Annotated in this window: 21 protein-coding genes; 5 read left to right on the top strand and 16 right to left on the bottom strand. The window is 34.8% G+C overall.

Annotated elements, in window-relative coordinates:
• The first annotated feature begins 166 nt into the window (after window positions 1-166).
• From BMX49_RS07395 to BMX49_RS07385, 3 genes are all read left to right on the top strand, one after another.
• Entirely contained in the window at window positions 167-733 is a 567-nt protein-coding gene (locus BMX49_RS07395; protein WP_034716341.1) for a YciE/YciF ferroxidase family protein, read from the top strand.
• 27 nt (window positions 734-760) lie between these two features.
• Window positions 761-2,899: a catalase gene (locus BMX49_RS07390; protein ID WP_034716344.1), complete on the top strand. Its 2,139-nt coding sequence runs from the start codon at window positions 761-763 to the stop codon at window positions 2,897-2,899.
• A gap of 181 nt (window positions 2,900-3,080) precedes the next feature.
• On the top strand, window positions 3,081-4,220 hold the full coding sequence (locus tag BMX49_RS07385; RefSeq protein ID WP_051803519.1) for a glycosyltransferase family 2 protein: 1,140 nt from the start codon (window positions 3,081-3,083) through the stop codon (window positions 4,218-4,220).
• A 5-nt stretch (window positions 4,221-4,225) separates the two neighbouring features.
• Here BMX49_RS07385 and BMX49_RS07380 read toward each other — a convergent pair whose 3' ends face one another.
• From BMX49_RS07380 to BMX49_RS07365, 4 genes are all read right to left on the bottom strand, one after another.
• Window positions 4,226-4,810, bottom strand: a complete 585-nt coding sequence (locus BMX49_RS07380) for a class I SAM-dependent DNA methyltransferase (protein ID WP_034716347.1) — start codon at window positions 4,808-4,810, stop codon at window positions 4,226-4,228.
• The gene (locus tag BMX49_RS07375; protein ID WP_051803521.1) at window positions 4,810-5,535 is read right to left on the bottom strand and encodes a PIG-L deacetylase family protein; all 726 of its coding nucleotides are present in this window, start codon (window positions 5,533-5,535) and stop codon (window positions 4,810-4,812) included. The genes BMX49_RS07380 and BMX49_RS07375 overlap by 1 nt, the downstream gene beginning before the upstream one ends.
• Window positions 5,517-6,695, bottom strand: a complete 1,179-nt coding sequence (locus tag BMX49_RS07370) for an acyl-CoA dehydrogenase family protein (protein ID WP_051803523.1) — start codon at window positions 6,693-6,695, stop codon at window positions 5,517-5,519. Before BMX49_RS07370 ends, BMX49_RS07375 begins: the two co-directional genes overlap by 19 nt.
• A 114-nt stretch (window positions 6,696-6,809) precedes the next feature.
• Window positions 6,810-7,823, bottom strand: a complete 1,014-nt coding sequence (locus BMX49_RS07365) for a helix-turn-helix transcriptional regulator (protein WP_034716350.1) — start codon at window positions 7,821-7,823, stop codon at window positions 6,810-6,812.
• 405 nt (window positions 7,824-8,228) lie between these two features.
• Here BMX49_RS07365 and BMX49_RS07360 point away from each other — a divergent pair, with 405 nt between their 5' ends.
• On the top strand, window positions 8,229-8,969 hold the full coding sequence (locus BMX49_RS07360; protein ID WP_051803526.1) for a DUF3891 family protein: 741 nt from the start codon (window positions 8,229-8,231) through the stop codon (window positions 8,967-8,969).
• 475 nt (window positions 8,970-9,444) lie between these two features.
• On the opposite strand, the gene BMX49_RS07350 is transcribed toward BMX49_RS07360, so the two are convergent.
• From BMX49_RS07350 to tssD, 12 genes are all read right to left on the bottom strand, one after another.
• Window positions 9,445-9,789 carry a hypothetical protein gene (locus BMX49_RS07350; protein WP_126337074.1) on the bottom strand — a complete coding sequence of 115 codons (345 nt, stop codon included), beginning with the start codon at window positions 9,787-9,789 and terminating at the stop codon, window positions 9,445-9,447.
• Between the two features lie 125 nt (window positions 9,790-9,914).
• Window positions 9,915-10,145, bottom strand: coding sequence for a hypothetical protein (locus tag BMX49_RS07345; RefSeq protein ID WP_126337072.1), 231 nt, complete (start codon window positions 10,143-10,145; stop codon window positions 9,915-9,917).
• Entirely contained in the window at window positions 10,142-11,326 is a 1,185-nt protein-coding gene (locus tag BMX49_RS07340) for a hypothetical protein (RefSeq protein WP_034716358.1), read from the bottom strand. The genes BMX49_RS07345 and BMX49_RS07340 overlap by 4 nt, the downstream gene beginning before the upstream one ends.
• Before the next feature lie 408 nt (window positions 11,327-11,734).
• On the bottom strand, window positions 11,735-12,166 hold the full coding sequence (locus BMX49_RS14700) for a hypothetical protein (protein ID WP_177169188.1): 432 nt from the start codon (window positions 12,164-12,166) through the stop codon (window positions 11,735-11,737).
• A gap of 133 nt (window positions 12,167-12,299) precedes the next feature.
• Window positions 12,300-12,398: a hypothetical protein gene (locus BMX49_RS14860; protein ID WP_246005114.1), complete on the bottom strand. Its 99-nt coding sequence runs from the start codon at window positions 12,396-12,398 to the stop codon at window positions 12,300-12,302.
• A 106-nt stretch (window positions 12,399-12,504) separates the two neighbouring features.
• Window positions 12,505-13,146 carry a hypothetical protein gene (locus BMX49_RS07330; RefSeq protein ID WP_051803530.1) on the bottom strand — a complete coding sequence of 214 codons (642 nt, stop codon included), beginning with the start codon at window positions 13,144-13,146 and terminating at the stop codon, window positions 12,505-12,507.
• Window positions 13,147-13,153: 7 nt separating this feature from the next.
• Window positions 13,154-14,542 (bottom strand): zinc metalloprotease, encoded by a 1,389-nt coding sequence (locus BMX49_RS07325; protein WP_034716363.1) that lies wholly within the window; start codon window positions 14,540-14,542, stop codon window positions 13,154-13,156.
• A gap of 2 nt (window positions 14,543-14,544) precedes the next feature.
• Window positions 14,545-15,354 carry a phage baseplate assembly protein V gene (locus BMX49_RS07320; RefSeq protein ID WP_311316290.1) on the bottom strand — a complete coding sequence of 270 codons (810 nt, stop codon included), beginning with the start codon at window positions 15,352-15,354 and terminating at the stop codon, window positions 14,545-14,547.
• 19 nt (window positions 15,355-15,373) lie between these two features.
• A complete protein-coding gene (locus tag BMX49_RS07315) occupies window positions 15,374-15,907 on the bottom strand; it encodes a T6SS amidase immunity protein Tai4 family protein (RefSeq protein WP_034716366.1) in 534 nt (177 codons plus the stop codon).
• Window positions 15,908-15,924: 17 nt separating this feature from the next.
• Complete coding sequence (locus tag BMX49_RS07310; protein ID WP_034716369.1) at window positions 15,925-16,992, bottom strand: T6SS effector amidase Tae4 family protein; 1,068 nt, start codon at window positions 16,990-16,992, stop codon at window positions 15,925-15,927.
• Window positions 16,993-16,995: 3 nt separating this feature from the next.
• Window positions 16,996-18,954: a type VI secretion system Vgr family protein gene (locus BMX49_RS07305; protein ID WP_034716372.1), complete on the bottom strand. Its 1,959-nt coding sequence runs from the start codon at window positions 18,952-18,954 to the stop codon at window positions 16,996-16,998.
• A 428-nt stretch (window positions 18,955-19,382) separates the two neighbouring features.
• A complete protein-coding gene (tssD, locus tag BMX49_RS07300; protein WP_034716375.1) occupies window positions 19,383-19,790 on the bottom strand; it encodes a type VI secretion system tube protein TssD in 408 nt (135 codons plus the stop codon).
• Window positions 19,791-20,098: 308 nt separating this feature from the next.
• Between tssD and BMX49_RS14695 the strand changes: the two genes are divergently transcribed.
• On the top strand, window positions 20,099-20,260 hold the full coding sequence (locus BMX49_RS14695; RefSeq protein ID WP_156030663.1) for a hypothetical protein: 162 nt from the start codon (window positions 20,099-20,101) through the stop codon (window positions 20,258-20,260).
• The last annotated feature ends 33 nt before the right edge of the window (window positions 20,261-20,293 follow it).

The raw sequence follows: 20,293 nt of genomic DNA, 5'->3' as shown, positions 1-20,293 counted from the left end.
TTATAGATGCAAATAAATTTATATCAACTAATATGCCGATTTCGTCATAAAAAAGAGGTTACTTTAAATAATGAATAAGCTTTTGCCATTTTTAAAACACAAAATATATTCTAGTTTGGAATTTAATTTGTATTCGTGAATAGCTTAATTATTAAAATATATTACAATGGAACCAAAGAAAAAAAAGGGAGATTCGAAACAAGAATCTCAAGTAGCGAGCAGTCTTAAAGCGTATTTTATTGACGGTTTAAAGGATATTTATTATGCAGAAAATGCGTTGGTAAAAACCTTACCGAAAATGTTTGATCAGGCAACCGATCAGAAATTGAAAACGGCTATTAAAGATCATTTGGCGCAAACCAAAGAACAAGTCGTTAGGTTAGAAAAAGCTTTTGAATTGATGGGTTTGAAAGCAGAAGCGAAACAATGTCACGCCATAGATGGAATCATCAAAGAGGGTGCAGAAATTATGGAAGAGACCGCAGAAGGTCCGGTTCGTGATGCTGGAATTATCGCCAGTGCCCAAAAAGTAGAACATTACGAAATTGCGACTTACGGAACCTTAGCCGCTTTTGCAAAAACCTTGAACGAAAGGGCGGTATTAGATTTACTTTTAAAAACTTTAGGCGAAGAAAAGAAATCAGATATGTTATTGAGTTATATCGCCGACACCAATTTGAACTCGCAAGCCGTTGACGGGAAACTTCAATCGAAAGATTTGAATGCAGTTTAAAATTGATTCACCATTAAAAAAAACATTATGAAAATAAATGAAAGCGAACCGTTTGAAAACGGAGCGAATCCAAAACAGGAACAACTCGGAAAATTCACGACTGATAATCAGGGTGAATTCATGACGACTGATCAAGGATTAAAAATAAATGATGATCAAAATTCCTTAAAGACAGGAGAAAGAGGTGCAACCTTACTCGAAGATTTTATTCTTCGTGAGAAAATTACCCATTTTGATCACGAAAGAATTCCAGAAAGAATTGTTCATGCGAGAGGTTCGGGAGCGCATGGTGTTTTTGAACTTTACAAACCGATGGGCAAGTATACCAAAGCGAAATTTTTAAATGATACTTCCATTAAAACTCCAGTCTTTGCAAGGTTTTCAACGGTGGCTGGTTTCAGAGGTTCCACAGACGTTCCAAGAGATGTTCGTGGTTTTGCCGTGAAATTCTATACACAAGAAGGAAATTATGATTTGGTTGGAAATAATATGCCGGTCTTTTTCATTCAGGACGCAACCAAATTTCCAGACTTGGTTCATGCCGTAAAACCAGAACCGCATAATGAAATACCACAGGCTTCTTCGGCTCACGATACTTTTTGGGATTTCATTTCCCTAATGCCTGAAGCCATGCACAACGTCATGTGGTTAATGAGTGACCGTGCTATTCCTAGAAGTTTAAGAACAATGGAAGGTTTCGGAATTCATACGTTCCGTTTTATCAATGATGAAGGAAAATCTCACTTTGTAAAATTCCACTGGAAACCGAAACAAGGAGTTTTAGGTTTAGCTTGGGACGAAGCGCAAAGAATTGCCGGTAAAGACACCGATTTCCATAGAAGAGATTTGTGGGAAGCGATTGACGAAGGCCATTTTCCTGAATGGGAGTTAGGCGTTCAAATTGTAGCGCAGGAAGATGAACATAAATACCCATTCGATCTTTTAGACCCCACGAAACTAATTCCAGAAGAAATGGTTCCCGTTGAGATTATCGGGAAAATGACTTTGAACAGAAACCCAGATAATTTCTTTGCTGAAACAGAGCAAGTTGCTTTTCACCCTGGACATTTAGTTCCCGGAATCGACTTTACGAATGATCCATTGTTACAAGGAAGATTATTCTCTTATACCGATACGCAGATTTCAAGATTGGGCGGACCTAACTTTCATGAAATCCCAATCAATAAATCTATTGGTGAAGTGACGAATAATCAGCGAGACGGAATGCACCGCATGCAGATTAATAAAGGAAGAGTTGCGTACAACCCGAATTCAATGGGTGGCGGCTGTCCTTTTCAGGCGATGATTTCAGAGGGCGGATTTACCTCGTTCGAAGAAAGAATTGATTCCAACAAAATCAGAAGAAGAAGTAAAAGCTTTTTCGATCATTTCAGCCAGCCAGAATTATTTTATAGAAGTATGACTGAAGATGAAAAACGACATATTCAAGATGCCTTCGCTTTTGAATTAGGAAAAGTGAAAATAGTGCCGATTCGCCAAAGAATGGTTAATATGCTTTTAGAAATTGACGAAGGTTTGGCAAACATTGTCGGTCAGAAATTAGGTTTAACGCCAGCAAAATTACCGCAACCAATTACAGGTAGTATTCCCGCAGATGGTGATTTAGAACATTACCATTCTTTTAAAGAAAAACTTTCAATTAAGGATGCACCTTCTTTAAGCATGGCAACAAAGTTACCAACGGATATCGTCGCAAGACGGGTCGCGATTTTAACCGCTGATGGTGTGAATGATGAAGCCTTTACTAAAGTTAAAAAAGAATTGTGTGATCTTGGCGCCATGGTCGCAATCATAGCGCCACGACATGGATTTTTAACGACGAAATCTGGGGACCAATATCCGATTGATGATAGTTTGCTGACTGCAGCTTCTGTTGTTTTCGATGCCGTTTATATTCCCGGCGGCGATAGTGTAAAAACGCTTAGTGCAAACGCCGATGCTATCCATTTCGTAGCGGAAGCATTTAAACATTGTAAACCAATTGCCTCCGATGGTAATGGTCAGGAATTAGTAGAGAAATCAATAGGTCAATCTGCGAACAAAGCGGACGGCGTTTCATCTGCTACTACCTTAAATGAGTTTGTGGAAGATATTAAAAAGCATCGCTTCTGGAACAGAGAGATGAATAATGAAATACCTGCTTAACACCTTAATTTTTTTTTATTTGAAATGAATCACATTCTAAGATTTTGAAAGGACCTGTAAATAATTGAAACCTTATGAATTATAGAATTCTCGGGTCTCAAGATTTTTAAAATTTTCAGTCAAATAAAATTTTTGAGAGAGCGACTTCTGGTCGCTCTTTTCAATCAATACCAAGATATTCATGCATACACATTTTCAGTCAACATTATTTTCGAACGTTCCCATATTATCTTCAACATTAGTATCTATCGTAATTCCGGTGAAGGATGAAGAAACCTATATTGAAGATTTACTGATTTCCCTTAAAGATCAGGTCGATTTAGCTGGAAATAAAATCAATTGTGATCTCTACGAAGTTTTGATTTTGGCTAATAATTGTTTCGATGGAACCGTTGATTTGATCAAAAAATTTAAGCAAAAAAATAAAAAAATAAATCTTCATTTAGAGGAAGTTGTTCTTGAAGCTGATCAAGCGAATATTGGTTTTGTACGCAAAACTTTGATGGATTTAGCGTATACCAGATTAAGTATTAATGGCGGTGGTCTGATTTTAACAACTGATGGCGACACGATTGTCTCTCAGGATTGGGTTGCACAAAATTTAGCAGAAATAAAAAACGGAGCTGAGGCAGTTGGCGGTAGAATTTTGCTAAAAGAAAATGAATTTGAATGTCTGGATAATGGCATTTGTTTCTTTCATAAAAAAGATGAAGAATATCAACTTCTGGTTGCAGAATTAGAAGCTGAAGTTTTAGAAAACTTTGATTACCGAAAAGGTGGCCATCATCAACATTTTAATGGAAGTTTTGCAGTGACGACCGATTGTTATCAAAAATCTGGCGGCGTTCCCGTGGTTAAAAATTTGGAAGACTGTGCTTTTTATGATCGCTTACTGGCGGTTGATGCAAAGGTGCGACATAGCAATAACGTCGTCGTAAAAACTTCTGCACGATGTGTTGGCAGAACGGACATTGGATTATCACACCAGCTGAATATCTGGAAGAATATCGATGTTCAAAAAGACCATTTTTTAGTGGAGTCCAGCGAATCGATTTTATATAGATTGCAAATAGAAAAACAATTGAAAGACTTGTGGCACCGACATAATTCAGAAAAAACATTATTGGAGGATGAGTTTAAAGCCCTCGATAATCAAATCAAATTTGATGAGAATTTATTATCAAGTTACGCTACCAGCAATTATTTCGGTGAATGGTTTCAAGAGATTAAGCATTTAAATGAACACAGTTGGAGAGAGCAATTTCAACCAGTTGACATTGATGAAGCGATCACAAATTTAAAAACAATTCTACAAAAATAAATCCTTTAAAATTTTCTCCACACATCGATCCGGTATTGATCTGTTCTGGTTTTAAATACATTTTCCATTTTCGACTCCATTTCTTTTCTAAAAGCATAATGAACTTGATTGCCAGTTTGTGGATAATCGGGAACAACAGGAAGCCAATGAACCAGCACTATTTCTCCTTTCTCTGGTAACATCTCATACATTTTATGAATGGCTTTTTTCCAGTCTTCTGCTGATAAATAATAAGCAACTTCTGAAATCAGGATTAAATTAAATTGATCATTGGGAAGTTCATCAGGAAAATGGAGTAATTGAAAGTTGACGTTCTCTAAATCTTTACATTTTATTTTCGCAAAATCTAATGCCTTTTCTGAAATATCAGTCGCTAAAAGATGGTGGCATTTCTCCGCCAGCATTTTAGTGAGAACACCGATGGAACAACCGATTTCCAAAGCATTCCTGTACTGGTTTCTGGGTAAAGCCTGTAGGGTAGCACTGTATTTCTGGGCTTCATAAGCACTGGTTTCGAAATTCCAGGGATCATCGTTTGCGGCATACACATCAGCGAAATAATCAGCTTTTAGGGTTTCTTTTTTTTCCATTATTTTGAAATATAAAATAGTTCGTAGGGTTTCTTAAAATGGTCCAACATTTCTGAAGACAGCTTAAATCCTTCTGGGTCATCATTAATCAAATCTGAAATCTGAGATTGATGCGCGGAAATGGCGGTTTGCTTTTTAGCTAAAACACTGGAAATATCTAATTTAAAAGGAATGGTTTCATCTGCGGATGGGAAATCTTCGACAGATCCTATTTGTTCGAGCCAAACCGCATATTGATAAATTTTCGCACCACCTATCTTCGAATTTTTAAATAATTCAGAAGCGGCGATATGATCAGGATGCGGATCCTTTCGCCAGGGCACAAAAATACTTTGAGGACTGATAATACTAATGATCTTATTCATATTCGAAACCGCTTCGTTAAAATCAGGATTTTGAAGTCCTGGTACGTGGCGATCTTTATACCTACAAAAAATAATATTTTCAACGGGAACACCTAACGCTCGGGCAGCGGTCATCAATTCATTCTCCCGAAGATTTCTCAATTTTTCGGACGGATATTCTAGGCTGTTGGGATGTGAAAGCGTTCCGTCACTGAGCAGCAGGATATAAACGGTTTGATTGTATTTTCGCAATAAAGAAATAACGCCACCGCAAGCCAGACTTTCATCATCTGCATGCGGCGCTACTATTAAGGTGGTGCCCAATCCCATCACACAATGTTCCGGCGCTAACGGAATATTTTCTATTTTAAATTCATCCATTTTTTTAAAATTTTTATTAAGGAACGTTGCTCCTGAGGTTGATCTCCCAGTGCAAATCTTCCGACTTCTAACAGGCAGTGATCTGGTGCAGGCTGGCGCAAATACGTCGTTAAATCTCGTATAATTCTTTCGAAATGATGAGGTTTATTGAGTCCTCTTGCGCCAATACATTGCTGACAAAGTATCATTATTTCGGTGCAAATTTCATCAATAGCAGTTCTAACCATATTGCTCTGATCTAAAAGTAAGGCAGAATTTTTAGCAGAAGGGTCGCCCATAAAAAGATCCATATAATCTGCGGCCGATTTTAGCCAATGATTTCCTGAATTGATCAGAATTCTCATTTGTCCAATTCTCACTTTTTGAAAATGATCTTCAGTTCTTTTCAATTTTTGCAGATAAAGAATGGTCTCCGCTAATAGCGTTTCCGCGGCACCCAACTGAACCGCCGAAAAACGAACTGAACCACCACTAAACATCGGTTGTTCATAATAATCGCCATTTTTCCCTACCAAATTATCTGCGGGAATTGGAGTGTTTTTGAAAGTCACTTTATAACTTCGGGTTGCTTTCATACCCATGGGATTCCACCAGTCAGAATGAGTTTGCACAGCAACTTCATCAAGATTGACGACGCACATTTGCCACGATCCTTTTTTTTGAGCCGCCGTAACAATCGGTCGGAAAACATAATCGCTACCGGTCGCAAAAGTTTTCGAACCATTTAAAAAATAACGGCCTTTTTCAAATTTCAAGGTAACTCCATCTTCAGCCTGCGTGTTCCAGACTCCAAATAACTTTCCGTCGAAACTGTCCTTTGCGAATCTTTTCTTCTGTTCCAAAGTGCCGAATCGATCAATGAGAAACTGCGCATTAAAATGACCTTCGATAATTCGACCAACCACTAAATTTCCAGACCCTATTAATTTTAAAATGGTGAGCAAAGCGTGGTTAGATTCTACTTTTAAGCCTAAATTCTTACCCCCAAAATCAGATGAAATACAGGCCGTCAGCAGATTTGAATTTTTTAAAATTTGCAAAGTTTTTTCAGGAAACGAGTTTGGTGAATCGGTTTCAGATGCTTCTTTCAAGGCATGCGGAATGGATTCTTTTACAGCGTCTGCTAAGGGAGAATATTCAGAAGGTATTTTGTAAATCAAGATCAGTTTTTTGAAGATGAATAAATTTACAAAGAATATTGCTTAGACAATACCCGATAAGTTGATTGGGCTAAAAAATAATTGGATAGCGATTATTTAATAAAAAATGGACCTTTAGAAATTCACTTTTTTATATTGCTTCGGAGTGATGCCATACTTTTTCTTGAAAATTTTAGAAAAATAACTGCTGCTTTCCAAACCAATCGCAGCGACTACTGCATTGACATTATATTCGTCATTTTGCAGGAGTATTCTGGCTTGCTCAAGTCGAGTGTCGGTCACATATTCATTTAAAGTTGTAGAAAACAAATACCTAAATCCATTTTGTAATTTATTCGGATTTAATCCTGTCGTGCGTGAAATATTTTTTACGGAGAGATCACCGTTGATGTTTTCTCGGATATAATTGCCGGCTTCTTCAACACGTTTCAGTTCTTGAATTCTCAGAATACTTCGATCTTCTGTTGTTAAGCTGTCATCATCAAACTGAACAACTTGCTGAACAAACATTTCTAGCGTAATCGCCTGGAGATTAACCTTATGGGCAATGAGCAAATCTTTATAATCATCGATATTCTGTAAGATATTTTTATAAAAAATGCCACAATTGTCTACGTGATAAAACTGGTTGATGCCTTTCACGTCCGTAATAACATTTTTAAGTTCTGACGTCCACGCGGCAAGTTCGCAGTTCTCTTTTACACTAAAAACACTGCGGTCAATCTCTACACTGACGACTTCGTGCAGAATGTTTTTTTCAAACTGAATAATATGACCATTATTACGTTCGCTGGCGACGATGGCACATCTAAACTCTTCAATTGAATTCTTTTTAGGATTGTTGGCAAATTCATGAGAAACAGAACCTTGAAGAGAATACAGAAACTTTGCGGGGTGAACCTCATCTAAAGTAAACTCCAGGCGAATGTCCTCTTTGAATTTTGCTTTATAAATAATTAAACCAAGACCGTTCTCAAAATTAATCCCTCTAATTTCACCCTCTCCAATATGTTTCGGAATAGATACGAAATACTCGCCGCACCGATGTTGATATTTCACCTCAAAAGATTCAGCCAAACTGATAATGACGTCTTTTAGTGGAATCGAATTAACTTGGAAAACCAGCATTTTATTTTTTTATAAAATTAGGGAATCCTTTTATAATGTTCTAGCCTTTTAGAAATTCAATTTGTTTTTCTAAAGAATATTTTAAATTTTAAAACTTTTTAAATATTAAGATATTCATCTAATTTATAAAATAACTTCCGGTACGTTTCTCTCCATTTAATTGAGATATAAAGTTTAATATTCCGAATATCAAACCAGCTTAAAAATGGTTTTAAAAAATGCGATATAAGCAAACGATAGGAGTTTGGATGATAACGATTATGGCTCAATCTTAAAAGACTTTTTTAATATTACGCGATTGAAGTCAAAAAAAACACACTTTGAAATTTTATAAATTGGTCAACTATTTGATAGTCAAAAATCTACGTTTGTCATGAAATAAAGTAATTTAAACCTCGTAAAAATATGATTGTTAAGTCTCACGAAAAAGGTTGGAAGATCATCACTCAGCGCTCTCATGGCCTTCTTGCTGCTATGATCGCTTATCAATATAAAATCGATCTTCCGAATGAAATCATGGTTCCAACTTTGATTGCTATTGCAGAACATGATGACGGTGCTGCAGAAACACTACAAGATAAGAATTTGACAGAAATGGGCGCACCCAGAGATTTTACGGTTGGAGACGACCCTAAAAAAACCAGCGTTAAGCAGAAACAATCCGTGATGGAAATTGCCACCTCGAAGAGTCAATTAAATGCTTTATTAACCTCCATGCACATCAACTTCATCTTCGAGGATTTTGATAAGAATCAGGATAAATCTTTGGATACTTTCTTAAAAGATCAAGCCAAAAACAGGACGGAAATCCTCAAACATTTAAATATTGATAAGAAATATGCAGATCGTTTATATCGATTTGTAGAATGGTGCGACGCCTTTTCACTCCTGATCTGCATGGATCAAATTCAACCCGAAGGACGAAAAATGGAAATATCTGAAAGTCCTGATGGAGATATGAATCAAACCTATTATAAAAGCGAAGATGTGATCTCGGTCGACCCGTGGGTTTTTAAGAGCGATTCCTTCAAAGTCTTTTATGAATATAAAATTATCGAGCAGTTGAAATTTGACTCCATCGAAGAATTTAATTTGGTCTGCAGCAAAACAAAAGTTCAAAGAAAGGAATTTACACTGGAGAAGTAGGTCGGGAAAAAGCTAGGAATATTTTTAGATGGTACCATTGTTAGCAAAAAGAGTTGGATAGGCAAATATTTGGCAATAGTTATCCTGGATATTTCTAATCGCAAAAAATTCAATTCAAAAGTATTTATTGGGTTTCCATAACGCTGTTTTGATGCAAAATAGATTGACTTTATTAGGCTTATGTGCTTAACTCTAACTAGACTCTAAATTAATACAACCAATTTTGATGAAATTATTTCAAAACTTCAACCGGACTTGTGTTAGAACTAATATTTTGCAGATAATCCTTACCTGTATTGTTTGTTTTAAATTGCTGTACAAAATCTCCACGCTCATTTTTGTAATTTCCTTTTTTTGATCTCCTATTTTTAAATGTTCAGTTGTTACATTTTTTAAGATGACATTATTATGTTGCGACTTACAAAAAACAAGCCCACATATAAAAACAAATAATAAGAAAATAGCTTTCATTTAATCACTTTTTCTGCGGAAATGATGTTTTAGATTTTGGTATTTTATTGCCCCCTTTTAAAGTTATAAATATTGGTTCTTCTGCTAATATTTTTCCTGATGTACCATCTACATAGACATTTTTTCTTGCATAAAACTCACCTTCGTCAGGTAACTCACTATAAAAAGTTACTATATAGCAGTTCTTTCCTAAATTGGTTATATACTGTCTGCTTACAGTATATAGTAATTCATCTTTATTAGGATTGGATCTTACCATTAAATCCACACCATATTCTTCTTTGATAAGTTCACAAAGTTGTTCAACGCTGAAAGAATATTTTTCATCGTTATTTGTTTCATTTATCAAATTACCATTTGGGTCATATTCTTTCGTATTACCGATGGGGAAAAGGTAAAACAGTCTTGTAGTTGTTTTTAATGATAGATTATTATAGAATTCAGAATAAATTTCAATAGGCGAATTTTTCTTTCTTAGTTTTCTATAAATCCATTATTATTAATTCCCCCTTTAAATTGTTGAATTTCGTCGTTATTTTCTGAGTTATATTCTTTAACATTTTCGTTTGGATTATTTTCTCTAAATTTCTGTATATCAAATATTTTCATTGATTTTTGTATTAAATTATCACTTAGCTTTTTCTCTTGTCCTCCGCAATCATTAAAAATTATGCTTAAAAGGAGTATTAAAAATAATTTTTTCATTTTATACATTCTTTTTGAAAAATTTTCCATTGCCAATGCCAAGTGTTTTTCCGTAAAATCCCATTATAACTCATTAAATTATCCGTAGCTAAAAGAGATGCTAAATGAGCGTGGTGATAAACAAATTTTTTAGCTGGTTTCATATCTTCATGAAAGACATAGATAACATATGATGTTCCGTTAAACATCCACAAACTATTATCTGTTCCCACATATATGCAGTTATTATTATTACGATAATCTTCATTAAAAACAGTGGATGAAACAGGAGTTAGATTATTTAAATAGACAATTGCGGCATCTCTGTGCGTGTGGTATAACCCTAAACAATGCAATGCTTCATGAGGCATGGTTCTGTTGTTTCTTGCTTTGACCAGAATTAAACTTTTCTTGCCAATGCCTTCTGTAACTCCTAAAAACCTGTCACCTGGTTCATCAAAAGAAAACATAAACAAATTATTGGCGAAGGCATTATGAGTCTGTGTATTAAATAAAGTTTTCAGGGCATTATGTGCATTGGCTTTTATTTTATTATCTGTTGTAATATAAGTTGATCCGATAGCTACACCTATTTGATTATATTTCTGCTTAAAATTAATATTATTTCTCACATTTATAATATAATCATTTCCAGATGAATCTTTATCAATAATTTCCGTCCCAATTAAGCTTTGATACGATCCATTATGCAAGGTCTCCATTTCGTCGCCAATATTGAACGAGCCAATATTTTCAAAACCAGTAATAATTTCTGTCTGCACTCTCACCAACACCACTTTCAATTCTTTTCTGTTTTTAACCGCTGCAGTTTTAGCAGATTTTGGTGAATTATTATTGGGTTCTAAAACTATTTTCCCCACTATTTTTCTTAAAGTCAACTGTTCTGGTAATGGTTTCGATAAAGAATCTTTTGGATAATCGTACAGCAAAATTTCCTGTCTCTTAGAAAATTCATGAATGCATTTAATTACAATTGTTTGTCCTGTACCTCTTTTTGCTCCAATTGCCTTGTCTGTAATTAATACAGGACTTGCATCTGTGCCATCTTTACCATCAATTGTGAAGTTATTTTTGTCGAAAATAATTCTGATTTGATCTGGTTCTTCATTCTGCACATCAACTAGAATACGTAATTCGGCTTCAAAAGGCGGTTTAACTGTGGAAGTAGATGCGGCACTCAACGATTCCGGATAGAGATTAAGCCACGGAACATAATATTTAGCAATTGATGGTGTAGCTGTTCTATTTATGGGTAATTGTAAATATTCTTTTTCTAAAGCTTTGAATGCTTCAGCTTTAGATTCATATTCTGTATTGTCATCTCTATGAGGTGCCTTCCCATTTGGTGCTTCATAACCATTTTCTAAACAATCGAAATATGCATATTCTGCAGTAAAATGATTATCGTCTATACGAAGCCAATCAAAACCAAATTGACCTTGTAACTCCCATCTTGTTTAGTTCTAAATTCAACTATTGTATCTATTAATTTTGTTGTGGTGGGTGGGTTTTCAGGACTACCATAACTTTCTCCTTTTTTTACTCCCTTATCCGAGATGATCTCTGCTGCATTATCAACAATGCTACTTTCAGAATAGATGTTGTAATCTTTCCCGATAATCTCCGTAATTTTTCCTTTTACTATTCTTGTCCTGCTCATCTGTGAAAAAATTAATAGTTTTTAGATTCTCTCCACTATTATGTTGCACTTCTTCCTGGGCATGTCTATTGATCGATGATTGTGAACTCGTTTCAATCCCTTTGTCAGAATTAACCGTAGTCTTTCCCTGCTTCGTCTCACTATGCACATCACCTTCAATAATCTCCATCAATTTTCCAGTGATAAACATACTTGCATCTCCCAAAACAGATGTCATCTTCATCGCACCAATACTTTGAGTCGCATTCATGCCTACTGTTTGAGTATTTTTCATGCGTATCATTTCACTTGAATTCATTCCAACATTAGTAGTCATATTTTCTCCCACATTAATATTCATATTCTTGCAATTCAGCGTCATCGTTTCCGGTGCCGTAATATTAATATTACTTCCTGTCGTATCTAAATGAATTTCGTTTCCAGATTTGTCGGTGATAATGATGCTTTCATCTTCTGTGAAAACAATACGGTGTCCGCTTCTGGTTTGAATAGATTCACACGGTTATCCGCTCCACCACCAATCCAACCTGTCCGTGAAACATTCCACCCATCACAAAAGGCCGGTCAGGATGATTGTGCACAAAACCAACCATCACTTGATCACCAACTTTTAGGATTACGACATAGAGATTTTAAATATTTAAATTTGTTAGTGTATTTATATACCTAAAATTACCTTTTTAAAGGATTCAAATTTTGTTAATCTTTCAAGACTTTTCCAGAATTTCCATCAATTTCATAGTAGAAATTTGCTTTTAGACCTTGTCCTGAGGGACTACTTTTTGAGTGTGTAACAATACCTTTAGCAGAACGAATTGTCCACAAAGAATTAGTTTCATTAAAATTTACTTCAATTGCGGATTCTCCATTATCCAAATACCAACCTTTACCTGTTTTTAAATCCAAATGATGCTTTTTTTCCAAAAAATCAAGAATATCAGTATACTTTATTTTTTTAAACTTCGCATCTTCGTTTTTTTCACTAATAATTTTTTGATTTTTGTCGTATTCAATATATTTTCCAAGAGCTACGTTTGAAAAGGTCGTTGTAGATGATTTTAAATTACCTTCTTTATAATAAGTATTATATTCTGAAAGAAAACTTGGTGCAGGTTTTTTAATATATTCATCAAAACCATTATCTGACTCATATTGTTCAACTTTACTACCATCAGGTAATAAAAAGAAAGCACCTCCTTTATTCCATTTTTTTTTAAAATTTTCAATATCAAATTTTCTCATTTTTTCACTTTTTGTTACTGTATTAATTTTTTTTTCATTCTGCCCCGAACAAGCATGACAAAATAAGATAATTGCTAAAATAAAAACTTTGTTAATCATAATAGGTTTATTTGATTTTTATTGTGTTATTGACAATTTGCCATTGCCAACCAAACAAAATTTTTCCTTCGACAGGTGTTCTTGGATTACCATTCAAATCCGTAGACCAATGACAGTAATCCATGATATTATCAGTTTTTTGAGCTTTATATGTATAGTTTGATTTCTTTCCATCAAAAGTATGTGGTAATCCCATTGCATGCAATGTTTCATGTGATATTGTTGAACGATCATGATCATAGAAAAATATAACATGATTCGTAAAAAGTTTATCTGCAAAACCTTGTGTTACTAAATTTGAATCTATTGGATCAGGATAAGCGTCCAATAAAAAGTATAATTTATAGAAATTTGTATATCTTCCAGGATAGGCTCTATTTAATTCGGCATCAAGATAATCTAATATTGGAATAAAGCTTCCATCTTGACTACCATCGTCACTAAAAATAACGCCACTCCTAGAATATCTATTTTTAAATGTATTATTTGTGGAAACATCTAAAGGTTTTATCAAATATCTAATATTAGGCTTTATTAAAGATTGAATTAAATTTTGTCTGAAAAAAGAATCGCCATCTGAAACCATCTTTCCTATTTTTGGAACTGCTCCTAGCTTAGTCTTAACAGGGACAATAATCACATTAATTTTTTTTATATGAGCAGTATCGTTTGCTAAAATTTTAAATTGACCACAAATTTCGTTATCTGCTAAAACATCAACGTATACATCTTCTTTTAGAGGCTTTGAAGCTTTTACAGTCAAAAAATTATATAGATTATACTTGCCATTCTTGATTGGTAATTCAGTCTTATTAAAAATCAAGCCTGTTTTTTCTTTTTGGGACTTAATTTCAAGTTTTTTTGGAGCTGTTTGAATTTCAATTTTTAAGCTAAGTTTTGCAATATTTTCATTATGAACAATTGCTATTACTGGAACATGATAGAAGAAAGGATTTCCTTTTGTTGATTTCCAATTAATCTGTAATTTTTTAAAACTATTTATAAGATTATTAAACATCGAAGGCCATTTTTTAAAAAAATTGGTCCAGCTGTTTGTGTCAGTTGTAACTACATTTAGATGCGAGTTCGTATAATGTTTTCCTAAAATATCTTTCACCCAATTTTTATCACCTACCAAACCGCTATCACCCGTTCTAATCCAATCAAAACCAAATTCCCCTTTCCAATTTCCATGTGGTCTAAATTCAACAAGACATTTTGCTTTAATCTGAGTGGAAGGAGGATTATCAGGATTTCCATAACTTTCTCCTTTTGCTACTCCTTTATCAGATATAATTTCTGCTGCATTATCCACAATGTTACTTTCAGAATACATATTGTAATCTTTTTCAATAATCTCTGTGATTTTGCCTTTTACAATTCTTGTCCTACTCATCTTTAGTGTGCTTTAGATTTCTCTCCGCTATTATGTTGCACTTCTTCCTGGGCATGTCTATTAATAGATGCATTAGAGTTAGTTTCAATGCCGCCTTCTGAGTTGACTACAGTCTTTCCCTGTTTCGTCTCACTATGCACATCACCTTCAATAATTTCCATTAATTTTCCAGTAATAAATGTGCTTGCATCTCCCAAGACAGAAGTCATTTTCATCGCACCAATACTTTGGGTAGTGTTCATGCCAACCATTTGAGTATTATTCATTCCAATCATTTCACTTGCATTCATACCCACATTCGTGGTCATATTTTCCCCTACATTGATATTCATATTCTTACAATTCAGCGTCATCGTCTCTGGTGCCGTAATATTAATATTACTTCCCGTCGTATCTAAATGGATTTCATTTCCGGATTTATCAGTGATAATTATGCTTTCGTCTTCCGTAAAAACGATTCGATGTCCACTTCTGGTTTGAATGGATTTCACACGGTTATCCGCTCCACCACCTAATCCAACCTGTCCATGAAACATACCACCCATGACGAAAGGACGATCCGGATGATTGTGTACAAATCCGACCATCACTTGATCACCCACTTCGGGGATTGCAACATAACCACGATTCTGTGACACCTGATCCGTTCCACCTGCGTCTGGAGGCATCATACGGATAAAATTGGTCGTGTCGTGCATTTGCCAATCGAAGCGAACGGTCACGCGTCCTTGCCCTGACGGATCAGTGTTGGATATTACGGTGGCTAATTGCGGTTGTGCAATTGAAAATTTAGCGTTTGAAATCGCGAGCAAGCAATCCTTAAAGTGATTTTTAAATGGTCTTATTAATTCTAAGGGAATCTATGTAATCTTTAAGTTCTTTACTATTATAGAAATCGAGACATTTCATAATAATTAGAAAAGATTTTTGATCAGATTTTTCTTCTTTCGGTTTAGTTCTGTAAACTTTTTTATGCCAATTGTCAACTAGTTTATTCAGTTCTTTATTTCTAATAAGTAATTGTGTTTCAATATCACTATTTTGTACATAGGCCTGTATGGTATTATCTCCTATTACATTGTAATTATCAGGATTTACTTGTAAAACAAATTGTTCTTCTTTGCTGTAACATAGACAAAAAGCAGTATTTTTTAAAATAAGTAACTTATCCTCCTGTGTTTTATTCTTTTTTCTAACTAAAATGCCTACTGAAGATGTGTCAATATCTTTTATGTAATTTACATCTATTTCAAGTTTTTGCTCATCTATAGTTTTGTGAATATTGGCAGTTGTATTTTCTTTTTTACATCCAAGAATTATGAAGAAAAATATTATTATTATTAATAATTTATTGCTGAAATTCATAATATTTTATTTTGTAATTAATCAATATCTGTCCAACCTACTACCGTTTGACATTCTAAGTGGTAATCAGTTCCATAAACACGATCTACCATGATGTCAACATGTCCTGTTGCATCATCCCAGCCACATTCAGTTTCAATAAATAAAACTTCATTTTCCGTTAATCTATCAACTTTTATTGGCTGTTTCGAAATGGTCTCCAATAGATATTTTCTAATATTATCAACGGTGATAAAATAATTTAAATTATTTCTTCCTTTGAAGGTTTTATATGCACCTTCATTTTTTTCCGGAACTAAATTATTAGAATGGTTAAGGGCCCAACTCATTCTCATGGCGCAGGTATTATCTAAACTAATATACCTTTTATCATTTTTGGGTAATGCTTTGATTTCATCATACCATCTTTTTAAATAGCCTCCTACTTTTTCAAAAAGTTCATCACGCGTGATTTGATCACCCTTAGGATATGCTTCCCAAATTTCCCATATCCTACTTTTTTTATATTTCACAGCTCCACAAAACACATTTTCTACACCTCCATCAAAGAAAGAGTCATTGTCATCAGCGTAAAAATCTACTTGCGCAATATCTTTTGTTTTATCCCATTCAAAAACAAAATGATCATCATATTTTAAATTTTCAAAAATAACTTTGCCCAGGTTTTCATTTTTACTATTGAAAGAAATTGCCGTAATATGTCCTCCATCAGAATCATTTGCTGTCGGATTTCCTTTTCTTACATCAAAATTAATTGGTATAATTTTATCTAAAGTTTTAAATTTCACATTCTTTACGAAAGGTTTTCTATGAGAAGGTTCTACAAGATTGCTCAAATTCCATGTGCTTTTTAAAGTTTGTACATCGTAGTATTCTTCTGTAGATTCATTGATGATGATAACTGGGAGGTATGCATTATCTGACAAATCTTCAGGTGCTTTTTCGGGATTGCCGATTAAAGTCCCATTTTTAGCAGTAAAATGACTAATGTTTCCAGCATAGGCCTCAAACTCATCAGTGTAAACAGTCCAGCTTCCTTCGATTTCTGTCCTGTGCTCTCCTCCTGTTATTCTTGTAATCGACATATCTTAATGCATTTTAGAATTTTCACCGCTATTGTTATTGAACGTCTTTTTCGAATGGATATCATTATTTTCTTCCGAAACAATCTGTCGCATCTTTGATTGCTCTTTAACTTCTTTCGCTTTAGATTCTCTGTTTCCTTTTACAAATTCCATTAAATTACCTACAACATTGGTCATAAAACTAGCACCAACTGAAAGATTTTTCATCATTCCCACGCTTTCTGTTTGATTCATACCTACAGAATTACTTTGATTTTGACCAACTGTTGTACTCTGGTTATTTCCTACGAAAGCCGACATATTTTCCGCAACGTTAATATTCATATTCTTACAATTCAGCGTCATCGTTTCAGGCGCGGTAATATTAATGTTGCTTCCCGTAGTATCTAAATGAATTTCATTTCCAGATTTATCACTTATAATAATGCTTTCATCTTCTGTAAAAACAATGCGGTGCCCACTTCTGGTTTGGATAGATTTCACGCGGTTATCCGCTCCACCTCCCAATCCAACCTGGCCATGAAACATTCCACCCATCACAAAAGGTCTATCAGGATGATTGTGTACAAAACCCACCATCACCTGGTCACCAACTTCTGGGATGGCAACATAACCTCTATTCTGAGAAACCTGATCCGTTCCGCCTGCATCCGGACTCATCATTCGGATAAAATCTGTGGTGTCGTGCAATTGCCAGTCGAATTTTACCGTTACTCTGCCTTGTCCTGAGGGATCGGTGTTGGAAATAACCGTGGCTAGTTGTGGTTGTGCGATTGGCGTTGTGAATTCTGGTTTTGGTAAAAATCCTGTATCACTCGCAATAGCTTTGAACGTGCCTTTGTAATGTCCGAGTGTATCGACATCGTGCATAGTTTCAACAATCATTAATCGTGTAAAATAGGAAGTCTGATTGCTGTCTTCTTTGCGCATTTCCAGATCTGCTACACAACCTGGATATAAAAATGGGATTGTGGTGGTTCCACTTACATGCAATACTTCCACAGCTTTACTTCCTGCTGCGCTTGTTTGAGAATTCACCACATCTTTATCGGTCGTCGCACGAATTGGAGCTATCTGTAAAGCTGGTGTTTTAAAGATTGCGCTTTCAGAATCATTTTTTTTGTAAGCAATATTCGCCAGATCACTTTTATGTTTTGCCGGAGTTGCACCCGAAGTCAGTTTAGCATTCTGACTGCTGTTGTAGCCGTAAAACTGAGGTTTGGTGTGAACTGCTTTTATTTCTATTTTAATATCATTGACGTTGCTGCCATAAATCAGGGATAACGGTTGATTTTGAGCAGGCAATTTGCCAAAATGCAAGACTTCACCGTCATAATAAAACTGCTCACCGTACGCTTCGGCCATTCTTGCCAGATAGTTGTAATGCGTTTCATTGTATTGAGAACTGTAGATAATTTCTGAGTAATCATTCGCATCTACTCTAACATCATAACTGCCAGTATTTATACCTTCTTTAATCAGTTGATTGGCAATGATACTCATGTTCACGGGTTGCGCTCCACCAAAACTTTGGGTATGTGGCGCAGCGTCCAATAGGATTGTCGGACTGTAACCTGAAAGCACAATATTTCCGAGTCCACTTTGATCCTGCAAATAACCAACTTCAGTGATGACGCCTACAAATGTTCGCTCTGGACTGTCTGGAATATCTTTATATTTTTGAACAATGGTAAGTCTTTTTCCTAAAAACTCATTGGAGGATTCTAAGTTTTGATTCTCGCGATTTCCCAAAGAATCATACGCTAAAACGATTTCAAAGCGATGATGTTTTCCACTGTGTTGGCTTAAATTGAAATGTTTGTAATGGGAAATGACTTTTCCTTCGATTACCACCAAAAGTTTCACGAGTCTGTTGATTCCAAAAACCTGACTGGCAGAAATCGATTTCGCACTATTATCAGGCTTGAAAGTAGGTGCTGAAGTTCCGTTTGTTTTTGCCATAATTATTGGGTGTTAGGTGAATGATGATTGATGGTTGATGGTTGATGGTTGATGGTTGATAGTTGATAGTTGATAGTTGATAGTTGATAACAAATATTAGGTAAATTTTTACCTAATTAATACGTTTCCCATTTTTTTCGCAAAAATTGATGTACTAAAATTAAACCTTTAATCTTAAAAACAGACACTTAAATTGTTCTTAATCAAAAGATTTATCAAACATAAAAACTATTCTTTATTAAAATGTTAATCCTTTAATAAAAAAATGATTGCTTTAACATTAATAAATTAAATTTCTTTTGTCCTGAAAAGTACTATGAATGAAAATGGATTTTAAAAAAAAATTCCCGATAAAATCTGCATACTGCACCTCTATCAGGAATTTTTAATGTAGTTTTAAAATGTATAGTAATGTTTACATTTTATCTCTATTTACCAGGCCAAACTCCTTCATAAGCAGACGTACCGTAGTCGATTTTCTCTGCACTCACTACGAAAGAAATCAACATATTGTCTGAATCGATCGCGTCGAAATCAACTTCATGCTGGATTACGTAGCCGTTGTTCCATTTTAGGTTGATCAAAGTTCCTTCTTCGTGGGATTTATTGAAAGTAATTTCACCAGTTGTTGGTTTGTATTTACCGTTTAATAAACTTTCCAGTACGTGCGCATCTTCTGTCGCCTCGATGGTAATTTTAATTAAAGCATTTGAAGGATCTGAAGCTACCCGTCCGGAAACGTCGGTAGATCTTGATACACTATAGTTTAATTTTAACACTTTTTGTTCTGCTCCTCCATTGAATTTCAGAACGCCTCTTGAATTGTTTGCTGCCATGATTTCTAAATTTTAAATTGTTATTTGATTGTTGAATTATTTTTGTTTCATCTAAAGTCTTACGCTTTTGATATCTCAAAGATAAAACCACTTTATTAAAATCTTTGTAGTAATTCTACTACAATTTTGAAAATTATTTAAGAAAAATTAGAATCTGAAAATTTTTAGTGAAAAAAGATAAGGGGGAATTAATTCTATTTCAAATAAAAGGCACGTTGATGCTATTTTGTAATATTCATACTAAGATGCTCACCAAGATTGACGCTTATATTTTCCCACGCTAATATTCATAATATCCCGCCAAGTAAATGTCAATTTCTTTAGAGCAGTCACCGTGCTATTTCCCGCTTCCAAGGGAAGAATGTACCGCAGTTTTAATGCGACTTTCTAGAAATGGGTTGCAAGATTTGCATGAGGAGAACGCCCCAACAATTGTCCTGAATTACAATTCCAATCAGTCGATTTTATAATTTACTCGTGGAGAATTCCCTTCCTTTTCCATC

Source organism: Kaistella antarctica (genome assembly GCF_900109615.1).
Lineage (GTDB): Bacteria > Bacteroidota > Bacteroidia > Flavobacteriales > Weeksellaceae > Kaistella > Kaistella antarctica.
Note: the sequence above shows the minus strand (reverse complement) of the source record. Positions and strands in the feature narration are given on the sequence as shown.